This is a genomic window from Halpernia sp., assembly GCF_048269545.1.
Taxonomy (GTDB): domain Bacteria; phylum Bacteroidota; class Bacteroidia; order Flavobacteriales; family Weeksellaceae; genus Halpernia.
The window spans coordinates 86,520-107,076 of record NZ_JBLXIJ010000004.1 but is presented as its reverse complement, the minus strand read 5'-3'; the positions used below and the strand labels follow the sequence as shown (position 1 = coordinate 107,076).

Below are 20,557 nucleotides of genomic sequence, written 5' to 3'. Positions count from 1 at the left end.
AAGAAAAAAAAAAAAAACAGATGTGCAAGAAAAATATATTTTTTCTCTAATATTAAAATGAATAATTTTATATTTACAATAAATACATGACAGATTCGCAATACATTCAGGTTATTGAAGGAAGTAGAATTATTAAGATTTCTTATTGAAATTTCCACAAAACTCTTTTCAGACTTTTAAAAAGTAAAAATAAAACTTTTAAAACATTCAATTTTTGTGACTTTTGTGGGTGAAAAATCAATTTCCATTAAAAAATCCCCAAACCACTTTTGCTTTCACTTTTCCTAAAATTTCTTCCAAAGTTTCAATATTAGACTCTTTCACGCGTTTCACGGATTTTAATTTGTTTAAAAGTAATTCAATCGTTTTCTCACCAACGCCCGGAATTTCTTCCAACTCAGATTTTATGGTAGAATTTTTACGTCGCGTTCTATGATGTTTTACGCCAAAACGGTGGGACTCATCACGCACGCGTTGCAATATTTTTAAAGTTTCAGAAGATTTATCTAAATACAAGGGAATCGGATCTTCCGGGAAAAATATTTCCTCCAATCTTTTTGCAATTCCGATGATGGTGATTTTGCCATAAAGTCCGAGAAGTTTTAAACTTTTTACCGCGGAACTCAGTTGTCCTTTTCCGCCGTCAATTAAAATAAGTTGTGGCAAACTTTCGTCTTCATCAAGCATTCTTTTGTAGCGGCGATAAATTACTTCTTCCATACTCGCAAAATCATTCGGTCCTTCCACAGTTTTGATGTGAAAAATTCGGTAATCTTTTTTACTTGGTTTTCCATCTCTAAAAACCACACACGCACCGACAGGATTTGTTCCCTGAATATTTGAATTATCAAAACCTTCTATATGGCGTGGTTCAGCGGGCATTCGCAAGAGTTTTTGCATTTCTGCCATAATTCTGTTTGTGTGTCTTTCCGGATCTACTATTTGAACTTGTTTTAATTTTTCTATTCGATATTCTTTGGCGTTTTTTTCGGATAATTCTAAAATTCTTTTTTTATCTCCTACTTTTGGAACGTAAATTTTTACATTCGGGATTTCCACAGAAAGGTGAAAAGGTAATAAAATCTCTTTTGATGTGGATTCAAATTTTTGTCGAATTTCAATTAATGCCTCTTCCATAATATCTTCATCACTTTCTTCCAGAATTTTTTTAATTTCTGTTGTAAAAGATTGGATAATATTTCCGTTCCGAATTTTAAAATAATTAACATAAGCTGCAGATTCATCACTTGTCATTCCAAAAACATCGACGTCATCAATATTGGGATTTACTACAGTATGTTTTGAACGGTAATTTTCTAAAGTTTCTAATCTTTCCTTAATATTCTGTGCGTTTTCAAATTCCAAATTTGAAGCGAATTTCTGCATTTGAATTTCTAGATAATTGGTTGCCTTTTTAAAATCTCCTTTTATAATCCCTCTTACCGCATCTACTTTAAGGTCATATTCTTGTTCGTTTTCAAACATTTCGCAAGGCGCTTCACAATTTTTTATATGATATTCAAGACATCGCTTGTATTTTCCTTCAGCAATTTTCTCTGGAGAAAGATTTAAATTGCAACTTCTTATTTTATAAATGTGTTTTATTGTATCAAGTAAAACCTTTGCTGGACGCACTTTTGCATAAGGACCGAAATATTCTGAACCATCTTTTATTTTATTTCTTGTAAGAAAAATTCTTGGGAAATGTTCATTTTTAATAACAATGTATGGATAAGATTTATCATCTTTTAGCATCACATTATAAAATGGTTGATGTTCTTTTATTAAATTATTTTCTAATAATAGTGCGTCATATTCGCTATTTACAACCGTGGTTTCTAATCTTTCAATTTTAGAAATCATGATGCGCGTTCTTGCTCCAACTTGATTTTTATTAAAATAAGACAGAACTCTTTTCTTTAAATTCTTAGCTTTTCCAACATAGAGAAGTTTACCGTTTTTGTCATAATATCTATAAACGCCCGGATCTGATGGTAAAGTTTGAAGTTGTAATTGAAGCCCTTCTTTCATTTGTCAATTTCTATTTTTGTATAGTCAAATGCAATTGCTTTTCTTAATCTTTTTGGATTTTGAAGATTTTCAAATGCTTTTCACATAACAAATTTACGTTTTTTTTAAAGGAAATTTTTCATTGAGAAAATTCAAAAGTCAGAAAAAAATAGTTATTTTTAAGTTTAAAAAAAAGTATTTATATGACATTATTTCCGAATCGCTGAAATTAAATCTGACAAATTTTTACAAAAAGAATACTAATTATACTTAAAATCAATTGGCATAATTATGGAGAATTCTAAAACAGAACTTTAAAAAAATATATAAATATGTCAGTAAATTTTAGACCTTTAGCAGATCGCGTTTTAGTAGAACCGACAAAAGCTGAAACAAAAACCACATCCGGAATTATTATTCCAGATACTGCAAAAGAAAAGCCACAAGAAGGAACTGTAATTGCAGCTGGAAATGGAAAAGTAGATGAACCGATGACTGTAAAAGTTGGAGATAAAGTACTTTATGGAAAATATTCTGGTTCAGAATTAAAAATTGATGGTAAAGATTATTTAATCGTGAAAGAATCTGATATTTTAGGAATCTTAGGTTAAAAATTCATATAAATAAATTAAAAATAATTATAAAGTTTTTTGTATTTCATACAACTTACATAAAAAAATAAAAAATGGCAAAAGAAATAAAATTCGATATTGATTCGAGAGATGCATTAAAAAGAGGAGTAGATGCTTTAGCAAATGCAGTAAAAGTTACATTAGGACCAAAAGGTAGAAATGTAGTTATTGAAAAATCTTTCGGTGCACCACACGTAACTAAAGATGGTGTTTCAGTGGCAAAAGAAATTGAACTGGAAGATAAAGTTGAAAATATGGGCGCGCAAATGGTGAAAGAAGTTGCTTCTAAAACCAATGATATTGCAGGAGATGGAACTACAACCGCAACTGTTTTAGCTCAAGCAATCGTTCGTGAAGGTTTGAAAAATGTTGCAGCAGGCGCAAATCCAATGGATTTAAAAAGAGGAATCGACAAAGCGGTAAAAGCTGTTGTAGAAAATCTTAAATCTCAATCTCAAGAAGTTGGAAACGATTCTGAAAAAATTAAACAAGTGGCGTCAGTTTCTGCAAACAATGATGAAAATATCGGTGCATTAATCGCTGAAGCTTTCGGAAAAGTTGGGAAAGAAGGTGTAATTACTGTTGAAGAAGCAAAAGGAATTGATACAACAGTTGATGTTGTGGAAGGGATGCAATTTGACCGCGGTTATCAATCTCCATATTTCGTAACCAATCCAGAAAAAATGATTACTGAATTGGAAAATCCTTATATTTTATTGGTTGAGAAAAAAATCTCTTCAATGAAAGATTTGTTACCAATTTTAGAACCAGTTGCACAATCAGGGAAATCTTTATTAATTATTTGTGAAGAAGTTGAAGGCGAGGCTTTAGCAACTTTAGTTGTAAATAAATTAAGAGGTTCTTTAAAAATTGCTGCTGTAAAAGCACCTGGTTTTGGAGATAGAAGAAAAGCACTTTTAGAAGATATCGCAATTTTAACCGGCGGAACTGTAATCTCAGAAGACAGAGGTTTCACTATGGAAAATGCAACTATAGAAATGCTTGGAACAGCTGAAAAAGTAACAATTGATAAAGAAAATACTACAATTGTAAACGGAGCCGGTGAAGAAAGTTTAATCAAAGGAAGAGTAAACCAAATTAAAGCACAAGTTGAAACTACAACTTCAGATTACGACCGTGAAAAATTGCAAGAAAGATTGGCAAAATTAGCAGGTGGAGTTGCAGTTCTTTACATTGGCGCAGCTTCTGAAATCGAAATGAAAGAGAAAAAAGACCGTGTAGATGATGCACTTCATGCAACAAGAGCTGCTGTAGAAGAAGGTATCGTTGCAGGAGGTGGCGTTGCTTTGGTAAGAGCTATTTCTGCTATCAAAGTAGAAGCTGAAAACCAAGACGAAGCAACTGGAATAAAAATTGTAAAACGTGCAATTGAAGAACCATTAAGACAAATTGTTGCAAATGCAGGCGGAGAAGGTTCCGTAGTTGTAGCGAAAGTTGCAGATGGAAAAGGAGATTTTGGTTTCAATGCTAAAACCGACGAATATGTACAAATGTTTGAAGCTGGAATTATCGATCCTACGAAAGTAGTTCGTGTGGCTTTAGAAAACGCAGCATCAGTTGCAGGAATGCTTTTAACAACAGAATGTGTCATCACAGAAGTTGCAAAAGACGAACCAGCGATGGGCGGAATGGGCGGTGGAATGCCCGGAATGATGTAATAAAATGAGAGTCGGAAGCTTGAAGTTTGTAGACTTTTATTAAATATAAATCCGTTCAGAATTTTCTGAGCGGATTTTTCGTTTTATATTCTGTAGAAACACTATCGTATATTTTAAAATATTTAATTTACAAATTTATCGAGTAAAGTTTTCAGATAAATATTATCTTCTTCTAATCTTTTAATTCTCAGTTCGTATTGCTCTAATATTTTTTCTGAAAGTTGGTTGATAACAAAGCCATTATTTCCACCATTTACATTATTATAATTAAATGCAAGTTTTTCATCCGACAGAAAATCTAAAACACTTGCTTCTAAAACTTTAGAAATTTCTTCAATCTGGCTGAAATCAGGTTTGGTTTTGTTGTTCTCGAAATTAGAATAGGTTTTTTGGGAGATCTGCAAAACTTCCGCCATATATTCCTGCGAAAAGTTTTTATTAAGACGTGCTTGTTTTAGTTTTTCACCGAGAGCCATAATTTAATTTTCATCAAATTTAATATAATTTTTTCGTTTCAGTAATTTTTTTCTTAAGCAAGTAATTTAAATCCCGAAAATCACTTATAAATAAGATAATATTGACAAATTTAAAAAAATAAATAATGAGAAAAATTTTATTGGTTCTTACAGCGTTGCTTTTTTGTTCTTTTACTTATGCCCAAATTGTAAATATCCCAGATGTTAATTTTAAAGCATATTTAGTTGGCAATTCTTCTATCAACACTAACGGCGATAATGAAATACAGATTTCTGAAGCGAATAACTACACTGGACAAATTTATTGTCCTTCCAAAAATATTGCAGATTTGACGGGAATTGAATATTTTGTAAAGTTGACGAATTTATGGTGTAGTAAAAATCAACTAACAAACTTGAATGTGAGTAAAAATATTGCCTTGACAGATTTATATTGTGACGGAAACCAATTAACCAATTTGGACGTAAGCAAAAATGTTGCTTTGCAGAATTTTTTGTGCTATGAAAATCAACTAACAAATTTAGACGTAACTACAAATAATGCTATAAGACAACTTGAGTGTGACCAAAATAAATTAACTACTTTGAATGTGAGCAAAAATACTGCTTTGAAGGTTTTAACTTGCTATGATAATCAGTTAACCAATTTGGACGTAAGCAAAAATACTGCTTTGACAACTTTATTTTGTGATTCAAATCAACTTACGAGTTTAGACGTTACTAAAAATACTGCTTTAACAAGTTTTATTTGTGCGATAAATAAATTAACAAGTCTAGACGTAAGTAAAAATACTGCTTTGAAAAGTTTGGTTTGTTTTCAAAATCAATTGAAAAATCTTGATGTAAGCAAGAATGTTGCTTTAAATGATTTAAGATGTAATAATAACCAATTGTTTAGTCTTAATGTAAAAAATGGACAAAATTCAAAAATTACTACTTTTAACGCTACAGTTAATCCAAATCTTACTTGTATCCAAGTTGATGATATAGCTTATTCTACTTCTAACTGGTTAAACAAGGATAGTTGGGCAACTTATAATATAAATTGTAATTATATGTCTGTAAGCGATATCCAAAAATCCAAATTAAAATTATACCCAAATCCTGTAAAAAACACACTTAATATTCAAACAGAAAATAAGTTTCAAAAAATCGAAATTTATTCAATTAATGGACAACTAATAAAAACATCTTTCCAAAAAGAAACGAATGTTTCAGAATTGCCAAAAGGTAATTTTCTTGTAACAGTAACAACCGACAAAGGCGTACAAACAGAAAAAATAATAAAAGAATAATTATGAAAAAGCTTTTTACATTAAGAGGTGTCAGTAATACTGGAAAATCTACAAAAGTAAAGCTTATTGCAGAGTGGATAAATATTAATTATTCTGCTATTAATCACGGTATTGATTTTTCTAAACACGATATAATAGGTGTTTTACAGATAAATAAATTAAAAATAGGATTTGTCAGTGCGGGTGATGATTTAAACCAAGTAAAACAAATAGAAAAATTATTAAGTCTGCATAAAAATGATGAAAATAATCCGGGTTCAGATATTGATATCATTATAAATACTTGCAGAACAAAGGGCGCGGGTAGAAAATATCTAGAAAATAATTTTAATCATAGTAAGGGTTGGGTGTCAAAAAACATTTTTGTTGAAAGAATTAATCCTGCTTCGACGGTTTTACAAGCAGCGAGAGATAATAGGATTTTAGATGAACTTAAAACTTGGTTGACTGGTGTGGAAAAATTGTAAAATTTGTACTACAAGCATTTTCGCTACAGCACGAATCCTAACCTAAGAAATTAAAATCCGCTCAATTACTTTTGGTCGGATTTTTTTTGGAGCAAGACGCTTAATTTCAATTTCGATGATTTGTCCGGCTGTTAAGAAGAGATTTTTTCTTTGAAGCGGCAATCACTTTTACATCAAACCTCATAGGTTTTAAAAACCTATGAGGTTTAACTTTGCTTCAAATTACCCATCAAACAACTACAAAAACTTCCTATGAAAATTCTATCACTTTTATTAATCACTTTTTTCACTTTAAATTTTGCTCAAAATAAAAATGAATCAAAAGTAGATTCATCAAAAAAAAATCATTCAGAAAACATAGAAAATTTAATAAAATCTGGCAAAGCAAAATTTATATCTTTTGGAATTGCACTTCAAGATTTTAAAAAATTTCAAAAAAAATATGGAGTTGGTGTAAAAAATGAAGGTTGCGTAATCACTTCTACTCTCTCAAAAATCGCGACAGAAAACAATACTATTTTAGCAAAATATTTAACCAAAAAATATGGAAATTCTTGGAAGAGCGATTTGCCATTTTTACCATTTGGTTTATAGAAATTTACACTTTTTCCTCTACAATTAGTTGTCCTTGATAAAGTGTAGAATAATAACCATTTTGCGCCAAAAGCTCTTTATGAGTTCCTTCTTCCACAATTTTACCGTGTTCCATCACAATAATTTTATCAGCATTTACAATTGTTGAAAGTCGGTGTGCGATGATAATTGAAGTTCTATTTTTGGTAATTTTCTCTGTCGCTTTTTGAATCAATTTTTCACTTTCAATATCAATTGAAGATGTAGCTTCATCAAGAATTAAAATTTTCGGATCCGAAAGATATGCGCGCAAAAACGATAATAATTGTCTTTGTCCAAGTGAAATGGACGAACCTCTCTCACTCACAACAAATTCATAACCACCTGGTAAACTTTCAATAAAATCATCTACTTCAATATCTTTCGCAACAGCTTTTATTTTTTCTAAAGTCACACTTTTATCACCGAAAGAAAGATTTTCAAAGACAGTTCCATGGAAAAGAAAAACATCTTGTAAAACAACGCCGATGTGTTGTCGAAGATTATATAATTCATAATCTTTTAAATTGACATCATCGAGTAAAATTTTCCCAGAATTAATATCATAAAGTCTTGTAATCAAACTGATTACCGTAGATTTTCCCGCTCCAGTTGCGCCTACAATTGCAACAGTTTCGCCTGGATTTACTTTAAAACTAATCCCTTTTAAAACTTCCTGTTTTTCATCATAAGAAAAATAAACATTTTTAAATTCTATTTTTCCTTCAAAGGTATTTTTACTAATTTTCCCTTCATTTACCATTTCAAAATTTTCATCCATAACTCCCAAAACACGTTCTGCGCCAACTAAACCTCTTTGGATATTGTTAAAACGATCCGCAATTTGTCGCAACGGGCGAATTAACATCGAAATATACTGTATAAATGCGATTATTTCTCCCGGAAAAATTTTAATATAACCTCCATAAAATAATATTAAACCAATAAAAATAGAAGAAATTAATTCTACAACCGGAAAAAATAGTGAGAAAATAAAAACCGTTCTTAGAAGCGCACTTTTAAGATGAATATTAATATCATCAAACTTCTTAAATTCTGCTTCTTGTCTATTAAAAACTTGAATAATTGGCATTCCAGAAAGTCTTTCTTGCACGAAACTATTTTGAGTGGCTGTCCAAGTTCTCTCATCACCAAAGGCTTTTTTTAATTTTTTTTGAAAAAATCTCGTGATTATTACCATCAAAGGTAAAATTGCGAGCGAAATATAACTTAGATGAACATTCACCAAAAACATCGCTACTAAAACGAAAATAATTCTTAGAATATCACCAAAAACCATTAAAAAACCGTCCGTATAAACCACGGAAATGGTTTCAACATCTCCAACTGCGCGTGTAACTAATTGTCCGATTGGTGTTTTATCAAAAAAAGAAGTTTTAAAATAAATGAGTTTGTGATAAAGACGTTCTCTAATATCTCTTATGACGTTTTGAGAAATATAATTAGAAAAATAAACCAAGAAAAAGTTTAAAAAAGATTCTCCAACAACCAACGCAATTAAAATATAAATATGAGGCATCATTTTAGAAAAATCTTTAGACTGCATTATATCTTGATCCACAATTTGCATCGTAAGATACGGTCGATACGTGGAAACTACAGCTAAAAGTATAGAAATTCCTAACGTGAAAATAAACCACGACCGAAATTTCATTCCAATTGCGAAAAGTCTTTTTAAAATTTTGCCCGTGCTTTGCTCTTTCATTGTGGCAAATTTACACAAAGAATCAGACTTTTACAATTGAGATTTTCTATATTACCAGTGAGAGAAATTAATTGTTTTAAGTCATAAAGTTTTAAAAATTATTAAAGCCAAATTCTTTCGTTTAAAAAGTTCACAATTTTTATTAAAATCGGTAAATTTCACTTTATATCTTTTAATTTTATAAAAATCACTTTGTGACTTTGTGGTTTATTTCTCTGCTCTTAAAGCCCGAAGTTATATCCCACATCAACCAAAAAAAGTCCTTGTGGAGACGCAGAAGTTCCGGCTAAATTTCGGTTTTTTGCTAAAATAATATTGTGGAAATCTTCTAGTGAAATTTTTCCAGCTCCCAAATCTACCATTGTTCCAACAATAGCACGAACCATATTTCGTAGAAATCTGTCAGCAGAAATTGTAAATTTTAGTTCACTTCCATTTTGTTCCCAAACCGCTTTATAAATTTTGCAATTATTAGTTTTATTATCGGCGTGTAATTTCGCAAAACTTGTAAAATCTGTTGTTGAAAAAAGAATTTTGCAAGCTTCATTCATTTTTTCTATATCAATTTTCCCTCGTCGAATTTGCCAGCAAAAATCAAAATTAAAAGGATTTTTCTCCAAAGAAATAAAATATTCATAAGTTCTGAAAGTGGCATCAAATCTTGCGTGAAGATTATTTTTCACTAAAAAAATTCGTTTTACAGAAATATCTTCTGGCAAAAAACTATTCAGTTGATAGACTAAATTCTCGTCTAAAATCTGCTCTGTTTCGAAGTGCGCAAACATTTTCTTCGCATGAACTCCGGTGTCTGTTCTTCCTGCACCAACAATTTTTATTTCCTCCCGAAGTTTCGTAGAAAGTGCTTTTTCTAAAACCTCTTGTACAGAAATTTCGCGTGGCTGTCTTTGATAACCAAAATAATTTTTTCCGAAATAACTGAATTCTATAAAATAGCGCTGCATTCTGCAAATTTATAAAATTAGAAGCAACACATTTGTATTTTTTTAAGTGACTTCTGAAACGGAACCGTTAAGAAAATTAAACTTTTGACCGTTAAGAAATTTCCAGTGTCCGAGTGGCGGCAAGAAATAAACAACTCAGAAAACAATTAAAATTTCCGCTCGAGTTTGGAAATTTTAGGACAAAATTTTAATTTTTAGGTGAGTTTCCAGTCTTGATTTTTTGGTTCTTTTGCATCAAGGCAAAAGAACAGAATAATAGAAAGAAATTTTTAAAATTCAAAAAAATTATCTCAACTTTGAACCAATGAAAATCCTCTTACTTTCTGACACTCATTCTTATTTAGACGATCGTATTTTAGAATACGCAAAAAATGCCGATGAAATTTGGCACGCCGGAGATTTTGGAAACTTAGAAGTTTTAGAAACTTTAGAAAAAATAAAACCTTTCCGCGGTGTTTATGGCAATATTGATGATGAAAAAATTAGAAAAATTGTTCCAGAAGTTTTAAATTTTAAATGTGAAAAAGTCTCAGTTTTAATGATTCATATCGGTGGTTATCCAAATAGATATTCTGCTTTATCAAAAATTGAAATTGAAAAACACAAACCAAAACTTTTCATTTCTGGGCATTCTCATATTTTAAAAGCGATGTACGACAAAAAATATAATTTACTTCATTTAAATCCCGGCGCTTGCGGAAAACAAGGATGGCATAAAATGCGTACAATGATGCAATTTGAAATTAATGGTGATAAAATAGAAAATTTAAATGTAATAGAATTAGGAAATCGTTAAAAATTTTAAATGAAAATAGGGGATTTAATTTCTGTTTTAGATGAAACAACTACAGGGAAAATAATTTCTGTGGGGAAAAATTCCGTCAAAATAGAAGATGATTTTGGCTTTGAACAGGAAATTGAAATTTCTAAAATAATTTTGAGAAATGACGAGATTTATAAAAATTCTAAAATCATCATTAAAAAAGAAAATTTAAAAAAAAGTAGCAAAAAGAAAGGCGAAAACAGTAGAACTTTAGATTTGCATTTTGAAAATTTAGTTAAAAATCCGACAGAATATTCTTCTTGGGAAAGATTAGAAATTCAAAAAGAAAAACTTTTAGAGGAAATAGATTATTGCAGAAAAAATTATATTAAAAAGATAAATGTCATTCACGGCATTGGTGACGGCGTTTTACAAGAAATGGTTTACGATATTCTGCGAGGACAAACTGGAATTGAATTTGAGGAAAACGAATTTTTTCACCACAGTTCAGGAAATGTTTGGGTAATTTTTAAGTAAAAGAAATCAATTTTCTCTTTTTTCATTCTTCTTTTTTCTTTCATCTAATTTTTGATAAATTTGCACTTTATGCAGAAATTAAATTTACTTTTCACAAAAGATGGTTTGCAATACCAGATCAGCAAAAATAAATCCGTTTTGGAAGAAAAATCTTTTTTCAAAGATGAAGATTCAACAGAGAATTTTGTTGCTGAAAAATTAGACGATTTATTCTCTAAAAATAATTTCGAAGAAATAAAAGTAATTTCTGCTCTGAATCATTTTACATTGATGCCAGAAGAATTTACGCAACACGAATTGGGTTACAAATTAATTTCTTACAACGCGCCAGTTGATGAAAATGAGGAAGAATTAATGCTTTCTGTCAACAAAAAATTTGGCGTTCAGTTTTATTATACATTTCCAAAAAGTTTGTATCAAAAAATAAAATCGTTAGAAAAACCTGTTAATTTTAATTTTTCTGGTGAGAAATTTTTAAATAATATTTTGCCTAAAAAGAAACAAGAAATCCACATTCATCTTTATCACCATCAATGTGAATTCATCGCTTTGAAAGACAAAAAACTAGTTTTATATAATAATTTAGACCTCAATTCTGAAGTAGATTTTCTATATTTTGTAATGTTTACTTTGAAGAAAATAAATTTTTCGATTCAAGATACTTACTTTTACGTTTACGGGGAAACCACTGAAAATGAAACCTTTATATCAGAATTACACAAGTTTGTGAAAAATTTAACTATTAAATTTGATAATCTTCACAAGCATAATTTTATCTTGAATTAAAAGTGAGATTTGAGATGTGAGATTTTAGGTTACAAATCTAAAACTGACAACCAAAAACTATCAACTAAAAACTAAAAAATGTACAGAATAATCGCCGGAAAATGGAAAGCCAAAAAAATTTCTGCACCAAAAAATTTCGATGTTCGTCCGACGACGGATTTTGCTAAAGAAGCACTTTTTAGTATTCTTCAAAATAAATTTGAGTTTGAATTTTGTTCGGTTTTAGACTTATTTTGTGGCATTGGAAGTGTCAGTTTAGAATTTGCTTCCCGAGATTGCAAAGACGTCACTTCAGTAGATTCAAACGCAAAACACACAGGATTTATAAGTTCTACAGCCGCAGAATTGGAAATGGCTTTGCAAATAAGAACAATGAGAGCCGACGTTTACGAATTTATTAGAAAAAATAAAACACAAAAAACCTACGATATTATTTTTGCCGATCCGCCTTTTGAAACGGAACAAAATAAATATGAAGAAATCATAAATGGTATTTTTAAAAATGATTTTTTGAAAGAAACCGGACTTTTCGTTCTGGAACACCAAAGTAAAATGAAATTTGAAAATGAACACTTACAAGACACCAGAAAATATGGAAATGTGAGTTTTAGTTTCTTTTCTAAAAATGCTAAATAATTTTTGATTAAAATAAATAAATGTTTCGATTAAAATTACCGACCGACCCGAGATGGGCAAATATTGCAGAAAATAATTTAGAAGAAATTCTTTCAGATCACGCTTGGTGCGAACAAAAAGCAGCAACAAATGCGATTCATTTAATTATCCAAAATTCTGAAAAGCAAGAATTAGTGACAGAAATGCTAAAAATTTCAATTGAAGAAATGGAGCATTTTAAAATGGTTCACGATATTATTTTGGAACGCGGTTATGAATTTTTGCGCGAAAGAAAAGATGATTATGTAGGTGAATTAGCGAAATTTATGAAAAAATCTTCTAATGGCGAACGCGAATCTGGTTTAATTGAAAGATTGCTTTTTGCAGCGATGATTGAAGCAAGAAGTTGCGAAAGATTCAAAGTATTATCTGAAACCATAAAAGATAAAAAATTAGCAAAATTTTATCGAGAATTAATGGAAAGTGAAGCCGGACATTATGCTACTTTTATCAATTTTGCACGAAAATATGCAGAAAAAATTAACGTAGAAGCACGTTGGAATGCGTGGTTAGAGGAAGAAGCGAGAATTATAAAAAGTTTTGGAACGGGCGAAACCATTCACGGATAATCTACTTTTTCTTATTCTTTTCTTCAATCCATTTGCTCATAAACTTCGTGCTTTGAAGGGCGTTTTTTTGTAAAATTTGACCTAAAAAATTTTGATTTCTGTGGTCGTTTAAGTTTTCATAAATATATTTCACTTTTTCATTAAAATCATTTTCAAATAAATCTCTATTGAACTTTTGCTTTAAAATTTCAAAACCGAAATTCTGAGAATTTCCCCAAACTTCAGAATTTGTATAAAGTAGAATTGCTTTTTCAATAAATTCTTCGTCTGAATTTGTAATAAAACCATTCCAATCTTCATTGATCTGCATTCCTTCTGCACCGATTATTGTGGTAACATTTGGCAAACCAAATTCCATACTTTCTAATAATTTTCCTTTAATTCCTGCGCCAAAAGGAATTGGTGCTATTAAGACTTTATAATTTAAAAATATTTCTTCAGCAGAATTCGCACGCCCTTTTATAATGAAACCTTCTTTTTCATTATGAAGTTGTTTTGCTTTTTCCGTGACGTAACTTCCGTAAATATGCAGTTCACTTTCGGGTAATTTTTGCTTGATATTTTTCCAAAGTTTTTTTAAAATTAAAACCGTTTGCCAATTTGGTTCATGCAAAAAATTACCAATATGGAGAAAGTTTTTGCGCTCTTGGAATTCGGATATTTCACCTTCAAATTTTTCAGAAAACATTGGTAAATAATATAAAATTTTTGAATTAATTTTATAATTTTCAATCAATAATTGTTGTTCAAAATCTGAAATAATTAAAGATAAATCACATCTTAAAATTGAAGAAACTTCGCGAATGAAAACTTCTGATATTTCATTTTGCGGATTATTTTCTTGTTTATTTTTAAAACTAATTTCCCGTTGTTTTCTTAAAAAGTGAAGATCTTCGGTATCTAAAATTTTGATTGCTTCCGGGCAATTTTCAGAAACTCGCCATCCAAATTGTTCTTCTGCCATAAAACGATCGAAAATTACAATCTTAGGCTGTAAATTTTTCACAAAATCATCAAAACCCGAATCGTTAAGTAAAATATTTTTAGAGGAAACACTTAATAAATTTAAATCAAAAGAATGTTCAGATTTTGATGCTGTGGAACAAAAGGTAATTTCAAAGTTTTGCTTTTGAAAAAGTGAAATTAATTGCAACATTCTTTTTCCGGCCGCAGTTGAAGTTGGTTCTGGCCAAACCGATCCGATGATGAGCAATTTTTTCATTTTCTATTATCCAAATTTCGGTTGAAATTAATGAAAATAAAAATGAGAATAAAATTAAATATTAAAGAAAATTATATATTTAAATAAAAAAAACTTCACAAAATTGTGAAGTTTAAGTGAGCGCGACAGGATTCGAACCTGTGACCGTCTGCTTAGAAGGCAGATGCTCTATCCAGCTGAGCTACGCACCCATTTTGTGTTTTACTTAAAAAGTTACACATTCGTAAAAAAATTTTTTGAAAAAAAATTAATAAAAAAAGTCGGGGCGGCAGGATTCGAACCTGCGACCTCCTGGTCCCAAACCAGGCGCGATGACCGGACTACGCTACGCCCCGATAAATTTTTTCTGAAAGTTGCGGAGAGTAAGGGATTCGAACCCTTGGTACAGTTTCCCGCACGCTTGTTTAGCAAACAAGTCCTTTCGGCCACTCAGGCAACTCTCCTTTGCAATATTTTTAAGAGCTTCTGTTCTGTAATTGCGAGTGCAAATATAAAATAGTTTTGAGTATTTACCAAAAAAAATTCTAAAATAATTAGTATTTTTGAGCATCTCAACAATTAAAAATATAATTAAATGCGCAAATCATTATATATCACTTCATTAGGGTTTTTACTCTTATCTTGTGGATCACAACAAAACATAAAAAACCAAATTCCTGCAAAACCGACACCACCAAAAGTAAATACCATTACAAAACCAGTAGAAAAACCCCATGTAGAGACACATAAAAAAGGAGAATATTTTACAGTTAATTTAGCAGATGCAACTAAAAATGACAATACGATTAGCTATGGTTCTATTGTAACCGCAAATCCTATTGGTTTTCAAGTTGCTAAAACTTATTTTCCTTCTGTTGGACAAAATTTTCGTCAGAAATATTTAATTCTACATTATACCGCTTTAAATGATGATAAATCTATAACGGTTTTAACACAACAATCCGTGAGTGCTCATTATTTGGTAAACGACTATGATGACAAAGAAATTTATCAATTAGTTGACGAAAATAAACGAGCTTATCATGCAGGAATAAGCGCCTGGCGAAATGATAAAAATTTAAATGATAATTCAATTGGAATTGAAATTGTTAATCCAGGATACACTACTGATGCAACTGGTAAAAAAATCTTTGTACCATTTCCAGAATATCAGTTTAAAAAAGTAGCGGCTTTAGCAAAAGATATTGTGACGAGATACATGATTCCACCAACGAATGTTTTAGGACATTCGGATATTGCACCAACTAGAAAACAAGATCCAGGTCCTACTTTTCCTTGGGAAAGACTTTATAAAGAATATCAATTAGGAATGTGGTATGATGAACCTGTAAAACAAAATTTTTACGATCTTGCTGTAAGTACAGATTTTGGATCTCTAGTTAATACAAGTCCTTTTATATTTAAAGTTCAAACTATGTTATCAAAATTTGGTTACGATTTACAACTTTCTGGATCTTGGGATGAAGCAACAAAAAAAACCATTGAAACATTTCAATATCATTTTAGACCACAGAATTATGATGGTATTTTAGATCTAGAAACTTGGGCAATTTTACAAGCTTTAAATCAAAAATATCCATAGAATTTCTATAATTAATAGCTTTTTTAATTTTTTGAAATAACAAATTAATCTTAACTTTTCAGTCAAATAAATTTTATGGAAAACACTAGAAAAGAAAGTGATCTTTTAGGAGAATTAAATGTTCCAAAAGAAGCTTATTATGGGGTTCAAACTCAGAGAGCCATTAATAATTTTAAAATTTCTGGTCAATTATTATCTTCCTACTCAGATTTTATAATTGGTTTAGCTTATGTAAAAAAAGCAGCTGCAAAAACCAATTATCAATTAGGCTTGCTAGATGAGGAACTTTACAGAAATATAGTAAAAGTTTGCGATGAAATTGTGGATGGTAAATTGCACGATCAATTCCCGATTGATATGATACAAGGTGGAGCTGGAACTTCTGTAAATATGAACGCTAATGAAGTGATTGCGAACCGGGTTTTAGAATTAATGGGACACGAAAAAGGCGATTATCAATATTGTTCACCAAACGACATCGTCAATCTTTCTCAAAGTACAAATGACGCTTATCCAACTTCCATAAAAGTAGCTTTGATTATAATGAATCAGAGACTTGTGAAAAAATTAGAAAATATTATTAAAGCATTTCGTGCAAAAGGTAAAGAATTTCACGATGTTATAAAAATGGGAAGAACGCAGCTTCAAGATGCAGTTCCTATGACTTTAGGACAAGAATTTGAAGCTTTCGCCGCAACTTTAGAAGAAGACATTTCAAAATTAAACGCAAATGCCAATTTATTTTTAGAAATAAATATGGGCGCAACTGCGATTGGAACAGGAATAAATTCTCCTGTTGGTTATCCGAAAATGTGCGCAAAAAATTTAGCTCAAATCACAGGATTTCCTTTTATTTCTGCACCTAATTTAGTTGAAGCAACTCCTGATACAGGTTCTTACGTCATTTATTCTTCTGCTACTAAAAGATTAGCTGTAAAATTATCTAAAATTTGTAACGATTTACGCTTACTTTCTTCCGGTCCACGCGCAGGATTATTTGAAATAAATCTTCCACCGATGCAACCTGGTTCTTCAATTATGCCCGGAAAAGTAAATCCCGTAATTCCTGAAGTAGTAAACCAAGTTTGTTTTAAAGTAATCGGGAATGATTTAACAGTAACTTTTGCAGCAGAAGCTGGGCAATTACAACTCAATGTAATGGAGCCTGTTCTTTGTCATTCTATCATGGAAAATATTAATTTTCTTGGAAACGCACTTGATACTTTACGCGAACGTTGCATTAATGGAATTACGGCAAATAAAGACATTTGCTATGAAATGGTTAAAAATAGTATCGGAATTGTAACGGCTTTAAATCCTTACATTGGTTATAAAAATTCTACAAAAATTGCAAAAGAAGCTTTAGCAACGGGAAAATCTGTTTATGATTTGGTATTAGAATATAATATTTTATCCCAAAAAAGATTAGATGAAATTTTAGATCCAAAACACATGTTGAATCCCGAAGATCTCGTTTCTTAGTTTTTTCTATTTAAAAATCAAGCCTTTCAATTTTTTGAAGGGCTTTTTTTAGTTTTTTATTTTTTGTAAAAATGATTGGGAAAAGCCTCTTCTGGATTCTGTCGTAAAATATTCAATAAAAACCAAGATTTTAAAAATCCAAAACCATAAGAAAATAATTGAATATAACTAGAAATCACTGCTAAAGAAGCTATACTTATATTTCTCGTTTTCCATAAAGCGTGGAAAAAAATTAGAAAAGTATAAAACCCATAAAGTCCCAAAAGCAGACCATTTTGCCACATAAAATAATTAAAAATTCCCAGAAAATATCCTAGAAAAAAAAGTGACGGAAAAGCAAAAGTGAGTTTTGTAAACTGTGGATGTCGTTGATTTAAAATGGGGCGCGCAACTCCAAATTGATAAACTTGTTTTGAAAATCTACCGAAATCTGTTCTGCGTTTGTGATAAACTCCAATATTATCAAAAAATTTGGTGGTGAATTGATTTTCCCACAAAGTCATAGATAAATCTGGATCTTCACCAATTCTTAAATCTGAAAAACCTCCGACTTCTAAAAAAGCAGATTTTTTTACGCCCATATTAAAACTTCTCGGTTGAAATTTAGTTACAGATTTTGCGTTTCCACGAATTCCACCAGTAGTGAAAACCGAAGTCATGGAATAGGAAATGGCTTTTTGAAATAAATTAAAACCTTTATGCGCTTTATCTGCACCACCAAAAGCATCACACGGATTTTCTAAAATATCTTTTTTAATATTTTCAATATAATCTTTCTCGACAATCACATCAGAATCTACAAAAACCAACCAATTATTTTTCGCTCTTTTTGCGCCGTAGTTTCTTGATAAACCAGGACCAGAATTGGGTTTTCGGAAAAACTGAATATTTAAAGTTTCCGAAAAAAGTTCAATAGTTGGAAGCAAAGCGATTTTTGATCCATCATCTACAACAATAATTTCAAAATCTTTGTCGGTTTGAGACAACAAAGAATTGAGCAACTCGAAAAGTTCGTCTTTGCGGTTGTAGATGGCGATTATGAGGGAAATTGAAGGCAAGTATTATTTAAATTTTAAATTGATTCTCCTGTAAGTTTATGTGTTTTCTTCGTTCCTTCATACATTTCGTATTGTAAAAAACGACATTCAAGTTTTCCATTATATAATTTTATTTTTCTGGACGGTCTTAAACCTACTTTTTTCACAGCTTCTAGATCGGAAGAAATCATCCAAGCCAAAGTATTTGGATAATTTTTCTTGAAAGTATCGCCAATTTTGCTGTAAAAATCTTCGTCGTTTATTGCAATTCTTTCGTCGTAAGGCGGATTAAACACCATTAACAAAGGAAATAATTCTTTTTTACTATCAAAGAAATTTTGTTTTCTAACTTCAATTACTTCTTCTAATTCTGCAGCAGCAATATTATCTTTCGCAGCATCAAGCATCACATTATCAATATCATAACCGATAATTTTTCCGGTAAATTCTTTTATTCGTTTGATGCGGTTTTCTTTAATGGTTGAAAATAATTCGGCATCATAATTTGGCCAATTTTGAAAACCAAATTCTTTTCGGAAAATTTGCGCAGGCAAATCCATCGCAATCATTGCAGCTTCTACTAATAAAGTTCCAGAACCACACATTGGGTCGAGGAAATTTCCTTTTCCATCCCAATTGGCGAGTTGCAACATTCCAGATGCTAAAACTTCGTTTATCGGCGCTTCACCTTGAGTCTTTCTGTAACCTCTTTTAAATAAAGCATCGCCAGAAGAATCCAAAGAAATTGTTACCAATTCTCGGTCAATATGAAGATGTATTTTTATTTCAGGATTTTTTGAATCTACGTTTGGACGCGTGTTGTATTTGAATTTAAAATAATCCACAATTGCATCTTTCATTTTTTGCACCATAAATTGTGAGTGCGAAAATCGGTCCGAATAAATGGTAGAATCTATTGCAAAACTTTGATCAACACGTAAATAATCTTCCCATGGAAAATCAAACAATTTATCATAAAAACGATTTTCGTCCCAAGTTTTAAATGTTAAAATGGGAACTAAAATTTTTAAAGCCGTTCTGCAACTGTAATTAATTTTATAAAGAAATCCCAAATCTCCTTCGCAATTGACGGCGCGGTTTTTAATTTCTACATTTTGCCCACCCAATTTTTTCAGTTCTGCAGATAAAATTTCTTCTAAACCGAAAAAAGTTTTGATTTGTATTTTTAAATTATCAATTTCCATAATATGTTTTTGCGATTGTTTTGCAAATTTTAAACATTTAAAAAAATGCAATTTACAATCTTCGGCAAATTTAAGTATTTTTGTGGAATGGAATGGTTTAAAACTTGGTTTAATACGCCGTATTATCACATCCTTTATCAGGACCGAGATTATAAAGAAGGTGAACAATTTTTAGAAAAATTAATTGATGTTTTAAATTTACAACCGCCGTCAAAAATTATAGATTTAGCTTGTGGAAAAGGAAGACATTCGGTTTTTTTAAATAAAATGGGTTTTGATGTTTTGGGTTTGGATTTGTCTGAAGAAAGCATTTCTTACAATAAAAAGTTTGAAACTCCGGCTTCGTTCAATCTTACAAAACCGAGTTTGAAGTTTGATGTTCACGACATGAGAAATCCCATTAAAAGTGAAAAAGTAGATGCCGTTTTTAACTTATTTACAAGTTTCGGATATTTTAAAACGGATGAAGAAGATCAAAGTGTTTTTTCTTCAGTTTCCAATATTTTAAAAGAAAATGGATTGTTTGTTTTGGATTTTATGAATGCAGAATTTGTGAAAAATAATCTTGTAGAGGAAGAAAAAATAAAGAAAGGCAACATTTTATTTACAATTAAAAAACGAATTGAAAATCAGCATATTATAAAAGAAATCAACTTCAATGTAGAAGGAAAAGATTTGCAATTTGAAGAGAAAGTTAAACTTCTGGATTTAAGTTCTATTGAAATTTTCGCAAAAAATGTTGGTTTAGAACGGGTAAAACTTTGGGGCGATTATCAACTGAATTCATTTAAAGAAAACTCTTCACCAAGATGCATAATCTTATTTAAAAAAATAAAGTAA

General features: G+C 30.6%; 20 protein-coding genes and 3 tRNA genes. 13 read left to right on the top strand and 10 right to left on the bottom strand.

Annotated elements, in window-relative coordinates; genetic code table 11:
* Window positions 1–237: 237 nt before the first annotated feature.
* Window positions 238–2,031, bottom strand: coding sequence for an excinuclease ABC subunit UvrC (gene uvrC / locus ACN0WB_RS07215; protein ID WP_417430306.1), 1,794 nt, complete (start codon window positions 2,029–2,031; stop codon window positions 238–240).
* A gap of 311 nt (window positions 2,032–2,342) precedes the next feature.
* On the opposite strand from uvrC, the gene ACN0WB_RS07210 reads away from it, so the two are divergent.
* Together ACN0WB_RS07210 and groL are read left to right on the top strand one after the other, a co-directional pair.
* Window positions 2,343–2,621 carry a co-chaperone GroES gene (locus tag ACN0WB_RS07210; RefSeq protein ID WP_417430304.1) on the top strand — a complete coding sequence of 93 codons (279 nt, stop codon included), beginning with the start codon at window positions 2,343–2,345 and terminating at the stop codon, window positions 2,619–2,621.
* 74 nt (window positions 2,622–2,695) lie between these two features.
* Window positions 2,696–4,321, top strand: a complete 1,626-nt coding sequence (gene groL, locus ACN0WB_RS07205) for a chaperonin GroEL (protein ID WP_417430302.1) — start codon at window positions 2,696–2,698, stop codon at window positions 4,319–4,321.
* 122 nt (window positions 4,322–4,443) lie between these two features.
* Here groL and ACN0WB_RS07200 read toward each other — a convergent pair whose 3' ends face one another.
* Window positions 4,444–4,797, bottom strand: coding sequence for a helix-turn-helix domain-containing protein (locus tag ACN0WB_RS07200; protein WP_417430300.1), 354 nt, complete (start codon window positions 4,795–4,797; stop codon window positions 4,444–4,446).
* 125 nt (window positions 4,798–4,922) lie between these two features.
* On the opposite strand from ACN0WB_RS07200, the gene ACN0WB_RS07195 reads away from it, so the two are divergent.
* The 3 genes from ACN0WB_RS07195 (at window position 4,923) to ACN0WB_RS07185 (ending at window position 7,153) form a co-directional block, all read left to right on the top strand.
* Window positions 4,923–6,092 (top strand): T9SS type A sorting domain-containing protein, encoded by a 1,170-nt coding sequence (locus ACN0WB_RS07195; RefSeq protein WP_417430298.1) that lies wholly within the window; start codon window positions 4,923–4,925, stop codon window positions 6,090–6,092.
* Window positions 6,093–6,094: 2 nt separating this feature from the next.
* Entirely contained in the window at window positions 6,095–6,559 is a 465-nt protein-coding gene (locus ACN0WB_RS07190; protein WP_417430296.1) for a hypothetical protein, read from the top strand.
* A 252-nt stretch (window positions 6,560–6,811) separates the two neighbouring features.
* Window positions 6,812–7,153, top strand: a complete 342-nt coding sequence (locus ACN0WB_RS07185) for a hypothetical protein (protein ID WP_417430294.1) — start codon at window positions 6,812–6,814, stop codon at window positions 7,151–7,153.
* 4 nt (window positions 7,154–7,157) lie between these two features.
* Here the strand turns inward: ACN0WB_RS07185 and ACN0WB_RS07180 are convergent, their stop codons facing one another.
* Together ACN0WB_RS07180 and truA are read right to left on the bottom strand one after the other, a co-directional pair.
* Window positions 7,158–8,897, bottom strand: coding sequence for an ABC transporter ATP-binding protein (locus tag ACN0WB_RS07180; protein WP_417430292.1), 1,740 nt, complete (start codon window positions 8,895–8,897; stop codon window positions 7,158–7,160).
* Between the two features lie 221 nt (window positions 8,898–9,118).
* Window positions 9,119–9,859 carry a tRNA pseudouridine(38-40) synthase TruA gene (gene truA, locus ACN0WB_RS07175; RefSeq protein WP_417430290.1) on the bottom strand — a complete coding sequence of 247 codons (741 nt, stop codon included), beginning with the start codon at window positions 9,857–9,859 and terminating at the stop codon, window positions 9,119–9,121.
* Between the two features lie 304 nt (window positions 9,860–10,163).
* On the opposite strand from truA, the gene ACN0WB_RS07170 reads away from it, so the two are divergent.
* The 5 genes from ACN0WB_RS07170 (at window position 10,164) to ACN0WB_RS07150 (ending at window position 13,189) form a co-directional block, all read left to right on the top strand.
* On the top strand, window positions 10,164–10,655 hold the full coding sequence (locus ACN0WB_RS07170; RefSeq protein ID WP_417430288.1) for a metallophosphoesterase family protein: 492 nt from the start codon (window positions 10,164–10,166) through the stop codon (window positions 10,653–10,655).
* Window positions 10,656–10,664: 9 nt separating this feature from the next.
* Window positions 10,665–11,159 (top strand): Smr/MutS family protein, encoded by a 495-nt coding sequence (locus ACN0WB_RS07165; protein WP_417430286.1) that lies wholly within the window; start codon window positions 10,665–10,667, stop codon window positions 11,157–11,159.
* 69 nt (window positions 11,160–11,228) lie between these two features.
* Window positions 11,229–11,945 (top strand): DUF3822 family protein, encoded by a 717-nt coding sequence (locus tag ACN0WB_RS07160; RefSeq protein WP_417430284.1) that lies wholly within the window; start codon window positions 11,229–11,231, stop codon window positions 11,943–11,945.
* Window positions 11,946–12,023: 78 nt separating this feature from the next.
* Entirely contained in the window at window positions 12,024–12,581 is a 558-nt protein-coding gene (rsmD, locus tag ACN0WB_RS07155) for a 16S rRNA (guanine(966)-N(2))-methyltransferase RsmD (protein ID WP_417430282.1), read from the top strand.
* A 20-nt stretch (window positions 12,582–12,601) separates the two neighbouring features.
* The gene (locus tag ACN0WB_RS07150) at window positions 12,602–13,189 is read left to right on the top strand and encodes a tRNA-(ms[2]io[6]A)-hydroxylase (RefSeq protein WP_417430280.1); all 588 of its coding nucleotides are present in this window, start codon (window positions 12,602–12,604) and stop codon (window positions 13,187–13,189) included.
* Window position 13,190: 1 nt separating this feature from the next.
* On the opposite strand, the gene ACN0WB_RS07145 is transcribed toward ACN0WB_RS07150, so the two are convergent.
* From ACN0WB_RS07145 to ACN0WB_RS07130, 4 genes are all read right to left on the bottom strand, one after another.
* Window positions 13,191–14,411, bottom strand: a complete 1,221-nt coding sequence (locus tag ACN0WB_RS07145; protein ID WP_417430278.1) for a glycosyltransferase — start codon at window positions 14,409–14,411, stop codon at window positions 13,191–13,193.
* Window positions 14,412–14,528: 117 nt separating this feature from the next.
* Window positions 14,529–14,602: transfer RNA gene (locus ACN0WB_RS07140), tRNA-Arg, on the bottom strand.
* A gap of 69 nt (window positions 14,603–14,671) precedes the next feature.
* Window positions 14,672–14,746 (bottom strand) — tRNA-Pro (locus tag ACN0WB_RS07135).
* Window positions 14,747–14,767: 21 nt separating this feature from the next.
* Window positions 14,768–14,854, bottom strand: a tRNA-Ser gene (locus ACN0WB_RS07130).
* A gap of 131 nt (window positions 14,855–14,985) precedes the next feature.
* On the opposite strand from ACN0WB_RS07130, the gene ACN0WB_RS07125 reads away from it, so the two are divergent.
* Entirely contained in the window at window positions 14,986–15,993 is a 1,008-nt protein-coding gene (locus ACN0WB_RS07125) for an N-acetylmuramoyl-L-alanine amidase (RefSeq protein WP_417430276.1), read from the top strand.
* A 75-nt stretch (window positions 15,994–16,068) separates the two neighbouring features.
* Entirely contained in the window at window positions 16,069–17,475 is a 1,407-nt protein-coding gene (gene aspA, locus ACN0WB_RS07120) for an aspartate ammonia-lyase (RefSeq protein WP_417430274.1), read from the top strand.
* A 56-nt stretch (window positions 17,476–17,531) separates the two neighbouring features.
* On the opposite strand, the gene ACN0WB_RS07115 is transcribed toward aspA, so the two are convergent.
* Window positions 17,532–18,533 carry a glycosyltransferase gene (locus ACN0WB_RS07115; protein ID WP_417430272.1) on the bottom strand — a complete coding sequence of 334 codons (1,002 nt, stop codon included), beginning with the start codon at window positions 18,531–18,533 and terminating at the stop codon, window positions 17,532–17,534.
* 14 nt (window positions 18,534–18,547) lie between these two features.
* A complete protein-coding gene (locus ACN0WB_RS07110) occupies window positions 18,548–19,717 on the bottom strand; it encodes a THUMP domain-containing class I SAM-dependent RNA methyltransferase (protein WP_417430270.1) in 1,170 nt (389 codons plus the stop codon).
* Between the two features lie 45 nt (window positions 19,718–19,762).
* Between ACN0WB_RS07110 and ACN0WB_RS07105 the strand changes: the two genes are divergently transcribed.
* The gene (locus ACN0WB_RS07105; RefSeq protein WP_417430268.1) at window positions 19,763–20,557 is read left to right on the top strand and encodes a class I SAM-dependent DNA methyltransferase; all 795 of its coding nucleotides are present in this window, start codon (window positions 19,763–19,765) and stop codon (window positions 20,555–20,557) included.